This is a genomic window from Pseudomonas sp. GB2N2, assembly GCF_054897705.1.
Genome location: NZ_CM142701.1, coordinates 3685214 through 3703363 on the forward strand (window position 1 = coordinate 3685214; position 18150 = coordinate 3703363).

The window sequence follows — 18150 nt, forward strand, 5'->3', positions numbered from 1 at the left end:
ATCACTCGAACCGAAGGGCGCCAACAAGTTTGTCGAGCACCGTTTGCGCAGTGCCCGCGAGGCTTTCACGGGACCAGCCGGCACGTGCGCCACTCTTGCTCCAGAGCACTCGACCGCTGCTGGCTTCAAGCACGCGCAGGCTGATGCCGACCGCTGGCTCGCCGTCCAGACCGTTCTTGTATTGCCACTCTTCAACGCTGCCGGCGATCACGTAATCGAGCTTCTGGTCGCGCGCCCAATCCAGGGCACCGGCCAGACGTTCGTTGTCATCCATCAGCGCTTGTTCGCCCTGAGTGCTGACCGGGTAAACCCGTGGCTGCAGGCCGTGGCTGCTGAGCACGCTGAGCAGGATCTGCTCGCTGCGTTCACCGGCCTGCGGCGTCTGCGAATAGTTGATCATCGGCACGATGCCCCACTGCGCATTGCGCGGCAGGTTCGGGCTGGTTTGGTCGGTGAAGCTGGCGCAACCGGCGACCAACAGGACGGCGAAAGCCAGGCCCAGATTACGAATTACTTGCATAGTTTTTCTCCGTAGACATTCCATGATCAGCGTCCAAACCGCACGCCGTAGCTCACACCCAGTGTTCCGCCGGCCTTGCCATCACCACCCTGTGGCGCGGATTGGTAGCCGAAGGTCAGGGCCAGTTCGTCATCACCCAGCACTTCGACGCCTACCCCGGTGTTAATGCCGTAGTTAAAAGTTTGATCCAGCCATTGCCAGCCTGCCGTCACGTCCACCAGCCAGGTGTATTGCGGCTTGGTGCGCACCAGCGCGCCCGGTATGCCGCGACGCCAGGAGCTACCAACGTAGAGTTGGCCGTAGCGGCTTTGCAACAAATCGCTGCCCATGACGGTTTGCGTGTCAGTGGCGTCGAGCTCATTAGTATCAGCGTCACGCGTCTGCTCGGGCACGATTACCGGTCCGCCATTACGGCTGGACAGATAATCCAGCCGACGATCATCCACATTGTTGTGCTGATAATCGACGCCGCTGCGCACAGTCCAGTTAGGCCCGGCGAATTCCAGCGTGTGGTTGTATTCCATCTTCAGCGCCTGGCCATTGCCCAGGTTGTCGCCGGCACGGGTGGAGAATGACTTTTGCGCCACTTCCCAACTGATCTGATCGCGGGCGGTAATGCCATGACGGCCACCGAGCCAGACACTGTCCTGCTGACCGAAGGCGCGCATCAAGCCACTGTCTTCACTTTTGCGATGCCAGCCGAGACCGGTTTCCAGTTCGTCGCTCACACTCAACTGCCAGGTCCGTGAAAGACCGAGGCCGGTACGGTCATCGTCACTGCGTTGGCTGGTGTCGACGAACAATTTGTAGCTGCCGTCTTCCACCGCCCGCTGCAAGGTCAGAGCGGCATTGCGCTCCTCGCCAATTTTCGATGACTCGATGTCATCACCACGATACTTGCCCTGTTCCAGCTCCAGATTGGCGTACCAGTTATCGCCCAGATTATGCGCAATCTGCAGACGTGGCGCGTTGAACTCAAGGCCGCCGAAGTCCTGTTCATGCCAGGACAATTGTGCGCCTTGCGGCGTTGCTTCGTGGATCTCCACGGCCTGGCGTCGCAGTTGTTCGCGCACTGCCATCGGCTGCTCGTCACCGAGCGCGGACAGGCTGGTGTCGAGCGCTTCGCCCAGACGCCCCAGACGGCTGAGTGCCTGAGCACGCTGCGCCGGATTCAGATCGCTACTGGCCAACAGGGTTTCGACCTGCGCTTTGTTGCGGCTGCGCAAGGCTTGCTGAATCTGCTCGTAACGCTCGACTTTCAGGCCCTGACTGCGAGCCCAATCCAGCCACTGGTCTTTCTGCGACTCTTGATTGGTCGCGTCGAGACGCGCCAGCAAACGCTCAAACCACAGTTGCAGCATCGCCGGTGAGCCGTCTTTCCACTTCAGCACTTCGTGCTGTGCCTTGGCGGGCGAATAGCTGCTGGACATCAGGCGCAACCAGACCGCGTAACGCTGGGACGTCGGCTTGATGTCTTCAACTTCGGGGCTGCGCAGCAATTTCAAACGCAGGCGCTGGGCGGCGTCCTGATAACCGGCGCTGTCGAGTGCATCGGCATAGGCTGCCTGCACCAACCAGTCGTTCTGACTGCTCTTGAGGTACATGCGGTACCAGGCCAACGCCTCGCTGTCGCGGCCCAACATCTGGCTGGCACTGGCGAACGGCAGCCACAAAATCCGGTCTTCGCGGGCCCGGGCTTTCCATTGCGTCAGCAATGGCTTGAGCGCAGCGGTGTTGCCCTGATCGACGTAAAGCCACATCAAGCGTTCGCGAAACACGTTGTCATCCGGGTAGCGCGACAAACCCAGCAAGTACAAGCGCTGCGCTTCATCGACTTGTCCCTGCTGCACCGCCAGGGCACCGCGAACCGCCAGAACCTGAGCCTGTTCATACGCGTCGGGGTATTGCTCGGCGTCCTTGAGCAGGGCCACCACTTGCGGCCAGTCCTGCAATTCCTGAGCTTGCTGCAAAGCCTCAACCAGACGCTGCGGATTCTTCGTGCGCTGCCAGCTGTCGACCATCAGCGCCAAGGCACGCTTTGGATCGCTGGTGCGATACAGCGTGATCAACTGACTCTCATCGCCGATGTTGAGCGACCCTTTGAGTGCGAGCATTTTCTCGAGAGAAATCCGCAGTTCTTCGTCGAGCTCCAGGTCCCAGGCCAGGGCAGCCCGGGTTCGCCAGTAATTCTGATCCGTGATCGTGCTGTTATCGACCTGCAACACCTGCCACGCCGCCTGGTTATCAAACAGCTTGAGGTAGGTGTCGGCCCAATCGACCCGCTCCGTGGTGGTCAGCGCAAAGCGTTTCGAGTAGCCCTGGTAGACCTTGGCCTTGACCGCGTACTGCCCGGTATTTTCCAGGTTCTGCAGCAACCGCGTCCACGCCAGACGATGCGTCGGGTACTTGCGCAAATAGGCGTGCAGCCAGGCTTCGGCCTGACTTGGGGTGCCGCGCGATTCGTGGCCATAGATCAGCGCATCGAGTTCAACGTCGGTCAACGCGCGCTGGTGCATGATGTCGCCCAGCAACGGGATGGAGCGATCAAAGTCGAATTGCTGGCTCGCCAGACGCCACGCGTGTTCACGGGTTTGCGGGTCTTCGCGCAAGTTCAACAGGCGAATCCAGTAATCCAGAGCGGCAACACTCTCGCCGCGCCACTCGCCAAGGTGGGCCATTTGCTCCAGCAACGCCGGATCATCCGGATGTTCCAGCAGCAGTAGCTGACCGCTCTCCCAGGCACCCGGCAGATCGCCGAGGGCCAGGCGCATGCTGAAATCTTTTTCAAGGATTTTCGGGTTGTCCGGCTGCAAAACGCGCCACTGCTGGAGGAATTGCTGCGCCAGATCAAAGCGTTTGCTGGCAACGGCGACATCAACCCCCTGCTCCAGCCAGGGCGCGTCAGTTTGCGCATCCTTGAGCTGGTCAAGTTCATCGGCGAGCACTTGCACCGCCTGATCACCTCGCCCGGAGGCCAGCAAACTGTAGAACGCCAGCCGCGAGTATTCCAGGCGCTCGGCGGGTAGCTGGCTGTCCTTTTTCAGCTCCAGATAAATGTCTGCGGCACGCCCCGGTTGCTCGCCCGCCAGGTACCACTGGGCGGCGGCTTTGAGCGACTCGATACGTTGCGCCGGATCACGGCTGGCGATTTCTTCATAGACGCTGGCCGCAAAAGCCGGGGCCTGCAATGCCAGCGCCAGTTTGGCCAGGTTCTGCAATTGCGGCACCGGCAACTGGCGGTGGTCGAAGCTTTTCAACCGCTCCACCAACGCCTTTTGAGTGGCAGGATCACTGCCTTGCGCAGCTTCCAGTGCATCCAGTTCAAGCCGGTAATACGCCTGCAAATCCGGCAGCGGATTCGGCCAGTTCTCCAGATGCTGACGCGCCTTCGCGTAATCGCCGAGGCGGATCAACAGATCGACCAACTGCAGTCGCAAGTGATCGTCTTCCGGGTGGGCGGTCAGCAGCAATTCGGCGTAGTTGGCCGAAACGGCATCCGGCTCGCGGCCATCAGGCTGGAACACTTCTTCACGCTGGAAGGTCGCCCACAACAGCCCCCCGACAGCCGTCGCCACCACCGCCAAAGCCCAAGGATTGAGCAGGCGACTGCCTTTGGTTTTAGTTGCAGAGGAGCTGACCATGACTCACCTGCTTCATAGGTAATTGAAAAGTCCACAGACCGGCCGATGCCTTGCCCGCGAAACGTTGACCATCCACTTCCACCCGACAGGCGCTGGCCGAGCGCACCGAGAAGGTCAGGTCGACCTGCCCGGCAAACGCAAAACTCACACGGCGATCATCCAGGTAACGCCAGTCCAGCAACGGCAGATTGGCCTCCTCAAGCGCTGGTCTGTCATCCCGGTCGGGACGCAAGACCAGCAGCGCGTGGTCGCTGCTCAAGGCGACATAGCGCCCCTGCGGCAAATCCCGCACGCCGGCAATACCTTGCGAGCGCAGCAGATCCGGCCAGCCCATCTGCGGGTCCAGGCGCAAGGTACGCAAAGCATCCATCCCCCGAATCTGCCAGGCACCGTCGGCGGTTTGCGCCAGGCTGGCCAGGTACAGGCCGTGCAATCGATCCAGGTAGTCACTCATCCACAGCGACATCGGTTGCTGCTTGCCCATGTACCCGTAGATCTCGTTCATCGCCTTGATCGAGGCCTGTTTGGTGCTCGAATAGAAGTGGTAATACAGGTGAAGACCTCGCAAACGACGCGGGCTGTCGGTCAGCTCGAAGGTATCGATCACTTCGCGAAAACCGTAATACGGACCTTTCCAGAGATTGGTGTAGAGATTCTCGTTGATGATCGGCGCGTAATACTGCAAGCCCCCTTCGGTGGGGCGCAGCAACGGACTCAAACCAGTCAGCGACGGGTTGGCCTTGGTCAGCTTGGTTTCGGCACCGTTGACGTTTTTCAGACCGGCGTCGTAAGCCAGCTTGATGGTCGCCGCCGATGGCAACGCATCGCCCGGCCAGAAGACCAGCTTGACCGGTTTTTCAGGGGTGGTGAGTTGCTGATTGATGTAGTCGCGCGAGCCAAAGATTTCGCGACGGAAATCAATTTTGTCATACCCCGGAATCGCCATTTTCAAGCCGTATTCCGGGTTGAAATTTTCACGTTTCCTGGCCAGCTCCGGTTGCATGAAAAACGGGTGGCTGAAGGTGTGGGTCGCGACTTCGACTTTGGGGTTGGCAAACAACTCACGCGCAATCGGCTCAAGTTCGCGCGCCAGGAACGGGAACATTCCGCGCGGCGAAATTTCACCTTCGATGATCGACACCGAGGTCAGAAACGGATTGGGCTTGATGAAATCGTCGAGCACTTGTTTGCCGGCGTAGGGCGTTCCACGCACTTCGGCGCGGGACGGGAAACCGTCGCCATCAATGTGCACAGTGGCGATGCGCCGGCCATTTTCCGTGGTGGTGTCCGGACGCGGTTGTACCGGCAAACGCAGGCTGGCTTGCAGGAACGCAAACGGATCGAGGATCCAGCGACTGCGCTCGTTGTTCACTTCAAGGATATAGGGCGCCAGGGCCAGACCGCCCCACTCCGCCACCGCCACCGGGGTGAATGTCTGGCCGCCTTCGCCGGTCAGCAACAACGCCGCTTTCGGCCCCTTGGGCATCACGGAAATCGCGGTCAGGTCACGGGAGCGGGGTTGCACCGGCGCTTCGAACGCGCCCAAAAGCGACTTGTCCTGATAAGTGATGGTCAATGCTTGAGTGCCCGTGGGGGCTGCGCGATTCAAGCCCAGGCGCTTGAGCAGGACCTGGTCTTCAATCGGCAGACCGGCGAAAAATACCAGCGGTACCTTCTCGTCCAGACGCTTGCCGAGCCAATGGTTAAAGGCCGGGGTGTCCTGGGGCGGGCCGCTGGTCATCCAAGTGATGATGCCGGCGTACAAGCCACTGAAACGATGGTCCGGCAACGCGTCGGCGGCCAGGTAGTCGACCCGGTAACCGAGGTATTCAAGCAAACCGCCGAGCAGTGTGTGCCCGGCGTTAACGATCAGGTCACCTTCACGTGCGTCATAAACCAGCGCAATTCGACGCGGCTGAACTTCAACGTTGCTGATGCCCAACGAATCCAGCTCAGGCGTACTGATGAAAGGGATGAAGCCTTCATCACGCAAACGCTTGGCCAGCTTGCGCGCTTCGTCGCGACGCTCCGGTGGCAAGTAGTCGATCGCGACCAGCGGAATGCCTTTGGCGCGCAAAGGTTGCAGCTGCGTTTGCAGCCATTGGCGATCGGCTTCCGGCACCGGGCGATAACGTTTCGCGGCGGCATCCCAGCCAGCGTACATGGACTCGAAAGCCACCGCAGCGGCGACGCCGTCCAGCTCGGGCAACACTTCAAAGCCGCGGTTGAAGAACAGTTTCAGCGTCGGCTGACGCTTGTGCAGCTCGCGCAACAGACTGGCGAGCGCCACACGCTGCGCTTCCCGCGAGCCTTCCGGCAGCAGCTGGAAACTGTCGAGGGTGTCGAGAAACAGACCGTCATAACCGTCTGCCTGCAACGCCTTCGCGCGACCGAGCAAATGCTCGCGCCAGGCCGGCGAAGTGAGGTCCATGACCTGACTGTTCCAGGAGTCGTTTCGCACCGGGCTGACCGCATCACGCAACCCCGCTTTGTCGATGGCCGCCTTGTTGCCATCGAATTCGCCCACGGACACGTAGGCGAACGGATGACTGCCCAACGTGCGCAGGGTTTTGACATCGCCCGCGGTCATATGCCCCGGCTCGACCACCGCCCAGTCGAACTGAGCCAACTCGGAAATCGGCGGTTGGTCGGCGTACCAAAAAGCCACACTGGAAGGTTGCGGCAATGCTGAAGCCTGGACGGACGGTCCGCTCACGAAGAGCGCCAAGGCAGCTAATAGTCGATTGGCGACCGCGCGGACACGCGTCCTGCGAAAAACGATTTCCATAAATCACTCTAGAAATGACTGAACCGATACTGCTTGAACGTCGGGCCTTGCTACCGGGCGGATTATAAACTGCGCAGTAGCTGTGCCAGGCCGTTGCCGATAGACGTCGGCGCCGGGAGCGTAAAACGCTCAAGCAGACGAGCGTTGTTAGCACGCGAGTGGCGTATGTCGCCTTGACGCGGAGCCTGATAAGTCACCGTCAAAGGATGGCCGGTGGCGCTCCCCAGCTCGGTGATCAGGTCATTGAGGCTGGTCGAACGGCCAAGCCCGACATTCACTGCACCGCAGGCTGGCTCACTCGCCTCGACAGCCTGGACGAGGATGCTCACCAGGTCTTGAACGTAAACGAAGTCGCGGGTTTGTTCGCCATCGCCAAAGATCGCCACCGGCTTCTGGGCCATGGCGCGTTCGGTGAAGATGCTGATCACGCCGGAGTACGGCGAAGACGGGTCCTGACGCGGGCCGAAGATATTGAAGAACCTGAAAACCACCGGTTCCAGGCCGTGCTCCCGACGATAGAAGTCCAGGTAATACTCACTCGCCAGTTTGTCGCTGGCATAAGGCGTCAGCGGCGATTTAGGGGTGTCTTCGTCGATCGCCGAACCTTCGCCGTTGTTACCGTAGATGGCGGCACTGGACGCGAAAACCACGCGCTTTATGCCGGCCTTCAACATGTGTTCGCACACATTGAGCGTGCCCACGAAGTTGGCTTGATGGGTGCCGACCGGATCGTCGACCGACGCCTGTACGGACGCGACGGCCGCCAGATGCACGACCGCGGTGCAATCGCGCATGGCTTGTTCCACAGCGACACTGTCCGCGACATCACCCACGACAAGGTTCAGATTGGGGTTACCGACCGGGAGATTGCCGACTTTTCCGGTCGACAAATTATCCAGCACGCGGACTTTGTAACCGTTGCCAAGCAAAGCTTCTACAAGGTGTGAACCAATGAATCCTGCACCGCCGGTAACCAAAATTCGCCCATCAAGCATGAAGTTTCTTCCTGAAGATTCAAGCGGACAGTTCGAGTGCAAGTCCGCAAAACGGTGGCTCTATAAAACAAAGGTGTTGAGTGATGGCATTTAGCCCAAAACTCAGGAGACTGCGACCCCCCACACATCTCGAAGGTTCAAAATAAAGGAATAATTTATCGTGTCGGCACCGAATTTATGGCACGGGGCCATTAACGGGTCGCAGATAATGTGAGATCGCAGGGGCGGTGTCAATCGATTGTCGATGTTGTCGTCGAATGGAAAATCACTTCGAAAAAACGTCACTTAATTGACGACATTTAATAGCTACGGATAGTCCTATCAAGCAGCATTTGAATGCCGACTTTCAAGGCTCGCGTCAGCGCGTCGAGCCTCATTGACACCTCGACAACTTCACCAAAAGTGACGTCGAGAAGATCGCCTTGCGCGAGTCCGGGTTACCTGTGTTCTGCTTGGCCAACCACCGGTTTTTTTCATTTAGCCAGAACTACGTTTATCCATGTCCCCTCTACACTCATCCGCATCCCCCCAAACACCGAGCCACCATGACCACCCTTAAAGACCGCTTGAAACAAGGCAAGGATGCGCGAAAAAAATGCCCCCGCAGTTCACAGGCAGCCGTCGGGAAAACCAATCGTGACCCGCTTTCATTGATAAGGCGCTCCAGCGAGGGTCGGGTCAATTCGCTGGTGGAGTTACGCTACGGTCGCATGCTCGTATCGCCTTTTACCTTTTATCGCGGCAACGCACTGTTGCAGGCTCACGACCTGTCCGGCACGTCGAACATGGGGCTGGTATCGACCATCTGTGGTGACTGTCACTTGATGAACTTCGGCGGTTTTGCCACGCCGGAACGCAACCTGTTGTTCAGCGTCAACGATTTCGATGAAGTCCATCCCGGTCCCTGGGAGTGGGACGTCAAACGTCTGGTGGCGAGTTTCATGGTGGCCGCCCGCGACCTGCGCCATGGCGAAACCGTGGAAGAAAACGTCTGCCGGGAGGTGGTCAGCGCCTACCAGCAAACCATGCTCGAATGCGCGGAGCAAAGTGCGCTGGAGACCTGGTACGAATCCATCAGTTACGACGATTTACGCCAACAGGCGAGCAAAGCCACGCTGGAGCATGTGGAGCGCGCAATTGCCAAAGCCGAACGCCGCACGCATGCCGAACTGCTGCCGAAAATCAGCGAGCGTGATGCCACAGGCCGTCTGATCATTCGCGATGACCTGCCGGAAATTTTCCACCTGCACAAAAACACCACCTTGCTCGATGCCGACGATGACTGGCTGCGGCTGGCGGACTGGCGACCGCTCTACGAAACGCTCATGACCGACTATCGCGCGACGCTGCAAGCCGACCGACGCGGGCTGTTGTCGCGTTTTAATGTTCAGGACCTGGCGTTCAAAGTCGTCGGCGTGGGCAGTGTCGGCACCCGTTGCCTGGTGGCGCTGCTGACCGATGAGCAGGAATTCCCGCTGTTCCTGCAATTCAAGGAAGCACGGCAATCGGTGCTCGCCGATTATGTGAAGGCCAAGTCCCGCGTGCGGCATAACGGCCAGCGCGTGGTCGATGGTCAGCGGCTGATGCAATCCGCCAGTGACCTGTTCCTCGGCTGGACCACCGGCCCTAGCGGTCGTCACTTCTATGTCCGGCAATTGCGCGACATGAAAATTTCCGCCGAACTGGAAACCTTCGATGCCGAGGCCTTTGCCGCGTATGGGCGCGTCTGTGGCCGCGCCCTCGCCCGGGCGCATGCGAAATCGTCCGGGCATGCCGCGCAGATCAGCGGCTACATCGGCAAGAGCGATGCGCTGGCCGATGCGCTGCTCAAGTACGCGAAAACCTATGCCGAACAGAATGACCAAGACTTCGAACGCTTTCAGCAGGCCTGCCGCAAAGGGCAACTGCGGGCACGGTCAGAGGCGGACTTCGCGGCCGATCATTTGCCCTGAGCCGATACTCTGTTCTTGCAGCGATTAACTGAACAACCTCTTCGATCGCGACGACTGCAACTCGCACGCCCTGCCCGGGAACTGCGGGCACCGCGAATAAATGAATTTTTCTTCACCCCACCCTGTCCCGCTAACCAGTACATTGCCCTCGCTCATTCAAGAAACTACGGTTTGCCCGCCCTCCCGCGGGCTTTTTTTTGTCTGGTGTTTCTCACGGCGCTGGTCGTTAACGTGTTCATTAGTTTTTCGCGCGACGTTCACAATTTGTTAAGCATTCGCACCGTATGCTCGCGGGATCTTTTTTCCGGCAGCCAGACACCATGTCACGTCCCGCCTCTTCCCTTTTTCTGCTCGCAGCCCTGCTGTTTTTCTTCGCCCTCGGCAACCACCAACTGCAAGGCTCCACCGAAGCCCGGGTGGCCGGGATTGCGATGGAGATGCATCTGGACAACGATTGGGTGACCCCGCGACTGTTTGGCGAACCGTTTCTGGAAAAACCGCCCTTGAGCCTCTGGCTCGACGCCGGGGCGATCCGCGCATTCGGCGGAACGCCCTGGGCGGTGCGGCTGGCGTCAGCATTTGCCGGGTTGTTCAGTGTGATGTTGCTGTACGCGATGCTGCGGCGGTTCGGCCGACCCAAGGTGATTGCCTGGACGGCGGGGATTCTCTTGGCAACCATGGCCAGTTACTGGAGCAACGGTCGCGGCGTGGGTGAAGACGCGTTGCTGGCGCTCGGCGTGAGCATGGCGTTACTGGCGTTTTTTCAGGGACATCGGCAAGCGAGCGTCGGCAACGCATTGCTGTTTGCGGCGGGGATCGCCATCGCCACGTTGAGCAAAGGCATCTTGGGTCTGGCGATGCCGGGGGTGGTGATCTTTGCGTACCTGCTGGCCGACAACTTGATCGACAAACGCCTGAAACCCTCGGACTGGCTACGCCCCGGATTGCTGACGCTATTGGGGCTGGTGCCGCTGATGATCTGGCTCGCGGTGCTGTATCAGCGCGGCGGTGCGCAAGCGCTGGCGGAGGTGCTGCTGACCAACAGCGTCGGACGCTTCAGCGGTTCGTTTACCGAGGCTGGGCATTACGAACCGTTCTATTACTACCTGGCCAAACTGCCGCAGGCGTTTTTGCCGTGGAACATTCTGGTGTACCTGGGGCTGTGGCATTTTCGCAAAAGCCTGTTGGCCAACCGTTATTTGCTGTTCTTCACGCTGTGGGTCCTGGCGCAATTCGTCATGCTGACGCTGGCGTCGAGCAAGCGCACGGTTTACCTGATGTCGATGACGCCCGCAGCAGCGGTGATTGCAGCGGAGTATGCGAGCGTTTTGTTCGAACGAATGAAAGCTAACGAAGGCGCCTCGAACCTGTCGGGTCGCCTGGCTCGCCATCGTCAGGGGCTGGCCATCGGCACACTGGCGGTGGTGATCGGCGCCTACCTCGCCGCCGCTCAGTGGGCGCTGCCTCACGCAGATCGCAATCTGTCATTCCTGCCGCTGACCGAGCAGATTCAGTCGATGCAAGCCAGCGGCAAAAACGTGGCCATGTTCCAGGCCAATGAGCGGGTAGGCGGTGCCAGCGTGTTCTATACGCAGAGTGTGCTCAAGGGGCTGGATACCGAAGCGCAGTTGCATGAGTTTCTCAGCGTTTCAGCGTCCAATGTGGCGGTGATGGCGGGGGCTGCTGAACCGCCAGCCCCTTTGAAAGTGTTGAAGACCATGAAGGTCGGGCGACAGGCCTACTACTTTGTCGGGCAGTGAGACCGCCCTAATTCACCAACTGCGGCGAAGGGATCGTCGCCGGTTGCCCAGTTTTTTGTAGAACCGGCAACTCCAGCCGCGCTCGCCCATAAAACGCCAGAGCCGTCAGCAAACACGCCAGCCAGACAAAGATCCCGGCCCAGAACGTGTGGGACATGTAGTGCCAGCCTTGCAGGACCCGCGTCGTGCCGTAGATGAAACCGAGCAGCAGCGAGCCGTACATCAGCGCTTTCGAATAGCGCCAGCGATAACGCCGCGCCACGAAATACAACGCCAGCATGGTAAACCCGCCCGACGCATGCCCGCCCGGCCAGCAGCGACCCTCACCGGCCTCCCTGAACAGCTGGAAGTTTTCGTACCACTCCATGTGGGCAATCTTTCCACCATACAGAGTGGTCTCAATCGGGCAGTACACGCTGGTGTGCGACTTGAGGAAATGGATCACACCGGTGCAAATGGCAAACGCAACGACCACAAACAGAAAATCCCGACGATGATCCTTGGCAAATCTCAGCACCGAAGCGGCTTTGCTGCGCTCCAGAAAACCACCGAGACGCGGATGTTTCTGCGGATTGACCAGCGGCCAGACAAACGACAGCCCCGCGCCGATCAGGGCGATTTCTGCGGTCCAGTTTGGAATGATGCGCGCCCACTTGTGGGTGATCTTTTCAAAAAAGTGCACCTGGTCGAGCGGAAAGGTCTGGCTGACCGGATCGAAAAAAAGATTGCTGAACGCAATATCGATTTTGGTCATGTCGAACAACAGGAAAACCACTGCCGCGCAGGCCAGCGGGATACCAAAGTTAGAAAAATAGAAACGCATGGTCGTACTCATTGGGTGGTCACCGTGTTCCAGTCTGATGCTTCGATGAAACCGAGCATCCGCGGCGGTTGCGCAGGCTCGGCGGACACGAATAAAGAAGCACCATAACCGAGACTGGAGGTCGGCAGCTTCAGATCTTTCTCCATTTGCGACATGCATTCGCTGTGGGTCACCAGAATCAGATTGCGCCCCGCCACTTTGTGCGCCAGGGCATCGCGCAGCATCGTGCCTTTGCAAATGATCAACCAGTCATCGCCGGTGGTCACCTTGTTGAACATATAGGCCGCCGTCTGTGCCGTACGAATCATCGGGCTGTTGTAGACGTCAGCCCGGTCCAGACCGAGCCGTTCAAACTGAGCGCCAACACCCACAGCCACACTGCGGGAACGGTCGGTAATGCCGTCATCGCCCGTCAGGCACGCCGCTTTCGAGTGATCGCAGCGCTCGACGTGACGCACCAGCACAATCATGTCGCCCTTGGCCCAACCGGATAACAATGCCTGGGCGCCCGCGACATTGCCATGGGCCAGGTCCGGCACGGCGGCCGGCCGCAACAGCCAGAGGGTCAACGGGATCACCAGCAGCGCCGAGGCGAGCACCACCGAAATAGTTCGATAGCGGGCAAAACGGCTCAGATCGATCGAGCGTTTTATCCCGAGAAAATTCAGTCTCAATTCCACATCAGGCCGCCTCACCGGCATGCATCACTAACATTCGATGGGCGAGGTTAGAGAGGGTCGCGTCGGCAGTGGGTGAAACGCATGTGAAAAAAAGCTGAAAGCGCCGATGAACAGCGTATCTACAGGAAAATCGTCTGACAAAATCCTTTCAGCTCTTGCAATGGCTGCCGATACAGACCTTCTACACACACTTGGCTACCCAAAAAAAACAATCTTCCAGCCAACCGACGACCCGAAGCGCAACGTTCCTGGAGGAATTTGATGAATAGCTGGCTCGGCAACATCAGCGTGAACATGAAACTGGGCTTGGGGTTTGGCCTGGTCCTGGCCCTGACCTGCGTCCTCGCCCTGACCGGCTGGAGCAGTCTCGGCAGCTTGATAGACCGCAGCAACTGGATGAGCGACATCACCCAGCTCAATGCCGGTTTGACCAAGCTGCGCGTGGCACGCTTGCAGTACATGCTGGCCGACGGCGACGAAACCGCCGCACAGAACGTACAGACCAACCTCGATGCCTTCTCCGCTCAGCAAAAATCGCTGCTGGAGAAGTTCAAAAGCCCGGAAAACCTCAAGCTGCTCAAAGAGCAAGGGACGCTCATCGAGGCGTACAAGGTCTCCCTGAATAAAATGCGCAGCGCTTACCGCACCGGTAACAGCGCCCGCGATGCCATGGGCGCCCACGCGGGAACGGCGAACACGCTGATCAATGCCATCAACAGTCACGTGCAGCAAATGCCGTTGAGCGACCAACGCTTCGAACAGTTCCAGGCGATCACCGCGGCCAAGGAAGCGTTCATGCTGGCCCGCTACGAAGTGCGCGGCTACACCGCGACCACCAACGCCGAGACCGAGCAGAAAGCCGTCGGCCAACTGGACGCGTCCATCGCCAGCCTGAAGCAGCTCAATGTGTATTTCGCCGACACTCAGCTGGATACCCTGCGCCAGCTGGAAACGGCGTTAAGCAACTACCGCACTGCGTTGCAGGCCTATAAAACTGCCAGCAACGACACGGTGCTGGCGCGCAAGGAAATGACCGATCAGGGCAACACGATCGTGACCCTCAGCGAACAGCTCTATCAAATCCAGCTCGACCGCCGCGACGCCGAAAGCGCACAAGCCCGCACCCTGCAACTGATCAGCACCCTGCTGGCGCTGCTGGTGGGCGTGATTGCCGCCGTGATCATCACTCGGCAGATCACCGGTCCGCTGCGTGACACCTTGGCCGTGGTTGAACGCATCGCCAGCGGCGACCTGTCCCAGGACGTCAAGGTGACCCGTCGCGATGAAATCGGCGTATTGCAGCAAGGCATCGCACGCATGGGCGTGACCTTGCGCGACTTGATCAGCGGCATCCGCGACGGCGTTACCCAGATCGCCAGCGCTGCCGAAGAATTGTCGGCGGTGACCGGGCAGACGAGTGCCGGGGTGAACAGCCAGAAGATCGAGACCGATCAGGTGGCCACTGCCATGCACGAAATGACCGCCACCGTACAGGAAGTCGCGCGCAACGCCGAAGAAGCATCGCAAGCCGCCGCCGCGGCTGACGACCAGGCTCGCGAAGGCGACAAAGTCGTCAACGAAGCCATCGCACAAATCGAACGTCTGGCCAGCGAAGTCGCGCGTTCCACCGAAGCCATGAACAAGCTGCAACATGAAACCGACAAGATCGGCAGCGTCATGGACGTGATCAAAGCCGTGGCCGAACAGACCAACCTGCTGGCGCTCAACGCTGCCATCGAAGCGGCGCGTGCCGGTGAAGCCGGGCGTGGTTTTGCGGTGGTGGCCGACGAAGTCCGTGGCCTGGCCCAGCGCACGCAGAAATCCACCGAGGAAATCGAAGGCCTGGTGGCCGGCCTGCAAAATGGTACGCAACAAGTTTCCGCGGTGATGAACAACAGCCGCGTCCTGACCGACAGCAGCGTGGCCCTGACTCGCAAGGCGGGCGTATCACTGGAAAACATCACCCGCACGGTGTCCAACATCCAGTCGATGAACCAGCAGATCGCCGCCGCTGCCGAGCAGCAAAGCGCTGTGGCCGAAGAGATCAGCCGCAGCATCATCAACGTGCGCGACGTGTCAGAACAGACTGCCGCCGCCAGCGATGAAACTGCCAAGTCCAGTGTTGAACTGGCGCGGCTGGGCAACCAGTTGCAGATGATGGTTAGCCACTTCCGCGTTTGAATCTCGCCATGATCGTTCCCACGCTCCTGCGTGGGAACGATCAACGTGGGAATGATCAATCCCGGCGACTACTTTCGCGCGACCGGAAACCCGGGTAACGGATCGCTTTTTCATACAACCCGGTTGCCCATCGACCTACCGCCATTCCTGCCCGACTCCTGTACGTTTTCCTGACCAAGAACATTCCGTTCGAACAGGAGAATGACCCCACATGGACGTAAGCAACGACTCGCTGTTGCACAGGCTCGTTGACTCCACACGCAGCGAGGACGGGACACGAGTCGATTTCAAAACCGCCCTGCAGCGGATGGGGTTTGAATCGGTATTCGACATCGTGCGCTTGACCAAAGCGCAATTCACCCAGGCACTCAAAGAGCACACCGACGCAGACGCCGATCAGGCGTATGACAATGCGCTGAGCTACGCCCGACACATCAGCCGTTTGTATCAGGAGCATCAACTGTCGTCCGGCGATACTCACCGGCGCGTTCGGCGCAGTGCGGGTTCCAGCTCGACGTCAACAACCGCCACCTATCAAAACCTGTTCAACGAGAACTGGGCGCAGTTTTGCAAAGACGGTGATATCGCCGCTATCGACTCGCCGGTGGCCTATCTGCGGGCGCTGTATCTGTTTGCCGGTCAACTGGAAAATTCTTCAGTAAATGCGGACAAAATCACCCTGGAGGAACGACGCCCGGATCTAAAAAATCTGTTGCTGGACCACCACAGCGCTTTCGCGGCAAAACCGATGCTGAATATCGTCAACGAGACTTTGAGCGGTCATATCCGGGAGCACTTGAATAAAACCGAAGGCATCAGGAAGAGGACTGTTCGCACGGTACTGGCGAGCGAGCGCTACCCGCTCTCCCTGCCTTACGACCGTTATCACCACCAGTGCCTGCTCGGCTTGGGCGCGGATAAACCGGCACTGGGCGAGTTGAACTACCGGGTCAGTCTGAAACTTCCTTTTTTGCTCCACGGGTCTAACTACGGAAGCGTTTCCAAGCCCGCTTCCGAGGCTCAAAAGCTGCTATCCGGCCTGAGCCCGGAACAGCAGAAAATCCTGACCGAGGGGCACGACACCGACGTGGAGGTAAAAGCCTACGGCACCAAGGATTCAGATCCAAGGCTTGCCGTTGATCGCTTCAAGGCGCTCACCGGGCTGACGATGGAGCAGATTGATCAGCTGCTCGCGCAGGGAAAACACCGTCCGAACAACTCCGTCAACAGTCCGGATGCCCATCGTCCGTTCTACGGGTGCGAGTACATCAATGCAGCATCTGCCCGCAACAAATCAAGCGTCAATGCAACGAATCCGCCCGTGTTTGACTTCCTTCCCGTTCATTGTTTTGACCTTCTGCTGCGGATGGTCCGGTTGCAGCGCTGGACCGGCATCCCCGCTGCCGAACTGGACACGCTGATCGTCAACGCCTTGCATTCGGACGGCACGACATTACTCACGGGGCTGAAATCGCTGTGGCTCAATCCAAACACCGCCCGTGTGCTTGGGGTGTATCGATACCTGAATCAGCGTCACGGCATCGCGCCCGAAGAGTTTGCTTCGCTCTTGTACGACATGCCCACTTCCGCTGGCGGTGATCGTGCTCCGTTGTTCGATCAAGTGTTCAACCGCACGCAGCTGCTTCCCAGTCCTTTGTTGAAAAACAAAGGGAGCGACATTGATGTTGCAGCCGCCGATTCGCAACCGAGCCTCAACTATCTCGCCGCCGGATTGGGCCTGACCGTCACACAAGACTCGCTGTTATTGCTCGTGGCACAAACCAGGGAACACCTTTCTTCATTTAAAAACGACTTACCCACGGTGTCTTCACTCTACCGCCAGGCTCGCATCGCACAGCTGTTTGGCTTGTCGCCCGTCGAGTGCACGGAAATGGCACGGACGTTGGGTGGGGAAGCGTTTTGCGAGTTATTGGTGACAGGCAAAATCAGCGATCCCTATTTTTCGACAACCGACATACTCGACGTATTGATGGCCATGCAATGGGCGGTTGACTGGCTCAAGCAAAACAACCGTGATGTGCTGCAGTGGTGTCGTTTGTTCAACTCAACGCAGGAGGCGTTACCGCTCAACCCGAGTCTGGAGCGTCATCTGGAGACACTGCGCCGTGAAGCCACGCCTTCCCGCGACCAGCAGCAGCGCCTGGTGGAAACGCTGCTGCATGACATCGCCGACCTGCCCGCCGACTTCGTCCCCTGCGTGATGTTGATGGGCGGTTCCTCTGCAGAAGCAGTCTTCGCGGATATCCAGCACACCACGCCGGGACAGATGCCGCAGTCGTTGGCCACAGTCCTTCGCGCGGTCGAAGCCTGTCGCGGACTCGACCTGAGCAGCAGCACGCTTGAGCATTTGATGAATCAGCCGACCTGGCTAGCCTCGAACAACCCGGAAACCCTGACGCCGCAAACGTTTTACTTACTCGAACGCTTCAGTCATTGCGTGCGCCATCAAACGCAGTCAGAAGACAACCTTCTGCATTACTTGCGTCTCGCCAATCAGGATTCGTCTCGGTTTTCAGAGACAAAAGCTAACGGCCTGCTGGCCAAACTCCTGAACTGGAGCAGCGAAGAGGTCAGTAGCCTGACCGCGATACTGGGAAACAAATGCGCCACGACCATGGAAGACGTGGACTGGGTCATGCGCTGCCAGGACTGCTGCATGCGCACAGGGCTGTCGGCAAGTCTGCTGCTCAAGGCCACCGCCTTGACCACCGACAGCCCCGCACCCGACTGGAAAGCCGTGGGTGAAGCCCTGATCGCTGCCCGTCAATGACTGTTCCCCCACTTCAACA

At 59.0% G+C, this 18150-nt stretch carries 9 protein-coding genes and 2 pseudogenes; 5 read left to right on the forward strand and 6 right to left on the reverse strand.

The window, feature by feature from the left end; genetic code table 11:
* Nucleotide 1 precedes the first annotated feature (1 nt).
* The 4 genes from ACYZT4_RS17100 to ACYZT4_RS17115 all read right to left on the reverse strand — a co-directional run bounded on the left by ACYZT4_RS17100 (nt 2) and on the right by ACYZT4_RS17115 (nt 7944).
* Complete coding sequence (locus ACYZT4_RS17100) at nt 2-520, reverse strand: penicillin-binding protein activator LpoB (RefSeq protein ID WP_461981556.1); 519 nt, start codon at nt 518-520, stop codon at nt 2-4.
* A 26-nt stretch (nt 521-546) separates the two neighbouring features.
* Nucleotides 547-4161 (reverse strand): tetratricopeptide repeat protein, encoded by a 3615-nt coding sequence (locus tag ACYZT4_RS17105; RefSeq protein ID WP_461981558.1) that lies wholly within the window; start codon nt 4159-4161, stop codon nt 547-549.
* The gene (locus tag ACYZT4_RS17110; RefSeq protein ID WP_461981560.1) at nt 4139-6949 is read right to left on the reverse strand and encodes a bifunctional glycoside hydrolase 114/ polysaccharide deacetylase family protein; all 2811 of its coding nucleotides are present in this window, start codon (nt 6947-6949) and stop codon (nt 4139-4141) included. The genes ACYZT4_RS17105 and ACYZT4_RS17110 overlap by 23 nt, the downstream gene beginning before the upstream one ends.
* A 62-nt stretch (nt 6950-7011) precedes the next feature.
* Entirely contained in the window at nt 7012-7944 is a 933-nt protein-coding gene (locus tag ACYZT4_RS17115; protein ID WP_461981562.1) for an NAD-dependent epimerase/dehydratase family protein, read from the reverse strand.
* Nucleotides 7945-8489: 545 nt separating this feature from the next.
* On the opposite strand from ACYZT4_RS17115, the gene ACYZT4_RS17120 reads away from it, so the two are divergent.
* Nucleotides 8490-9896, forward strand: coding sequence for a DUF2252 domain-containing protein (locus ACYZT4_RS17120; RefSeq protein ID WP_461981564.1), 1407 nt, complete (start codon nt 8490-8492; stop codon nt 9894-9896).
* A gap of 320 nt (nt 9897-10216) precedes the next feature.
* Complete coding sequence (locus ACYZT4_RS17125; RefSeq protein WP_461981566.1) at nt 10217-11656, forward strand: ArnT family glycosyltransferase; 1440 nt, start codon at nt 10217-10219, stop codon at nt 11654-11656.
* Between the two features lie 7 nt (nt 11657-11663).
* Here ACYZT4_RS17125 and ACYZT4_RS17130 read toward each other — a convergent pair whose 3' ends face one another.
* Together ACYZT4_RS17130 and pmrG are read right to left on the reverse strand one after the other, a co-directional pair.
* Complete coding sequence (locus tag ACYZT4_RS17130) at nt 11664-12479, reverse strand: phosphatase PAP2 family protein (protein WP_461988715.1); 816 nt, start codon at nt 12477-12479, stop codon at nt 11664-11666.
* A gap of 8 nt (nt 12480-12487) precedes the next feature.
* Nucleotides 12488-13159 (reverse strand): lipopolysaccharide core heptose(II)-phosphate phosphatase PmrG, encoded by a 672-nt coding sequence (gene pmrG, locus ACYZT4_RS17135; protein WP_461981568.1) that lies wholly within the window; start codon nt 13157-13159, stop codon nt 12488-12490.
* 294 nt (nt 13160-13453) lie between these two features.
* Between pmrG and ACYZT4_RS17140 the strand changes: the two are divergent.
* The 3 genes and pseudogenes from ACYZT4_RS17140 to ACYZT4_RS17150 form a co-directional block, all read left to right on the forward strand.
* Nucleotides 13454-14434 (forward strand): annotated as a pseudogene (locus tag ACYZT4_RS17140) (methyl-accepting chemotaxis protein); the annotation flags it as partial.
* 309 nt (nt 14435-14743) lie between these two features.
* Nucleotides 14744-15340: pseudogene (locus ACYZT4_RS17145) on the forward strand (methyl-accepting chemotaxis protein); the annotation flags it as partial.
* Between the two features lie 211 nt (nt 15341-15551).
* Entirely contained in the window at nt 15552-18131 is a 2580-nt protein-coding gene (locus ACYZT4_RS17150; RefSeq protein WP_461981570.1) for a Tc toxin subunit A, read from the forward strand.
* The last annotated feature ends 19 nt before the right edge of the window (nt 18132-18150 follow it).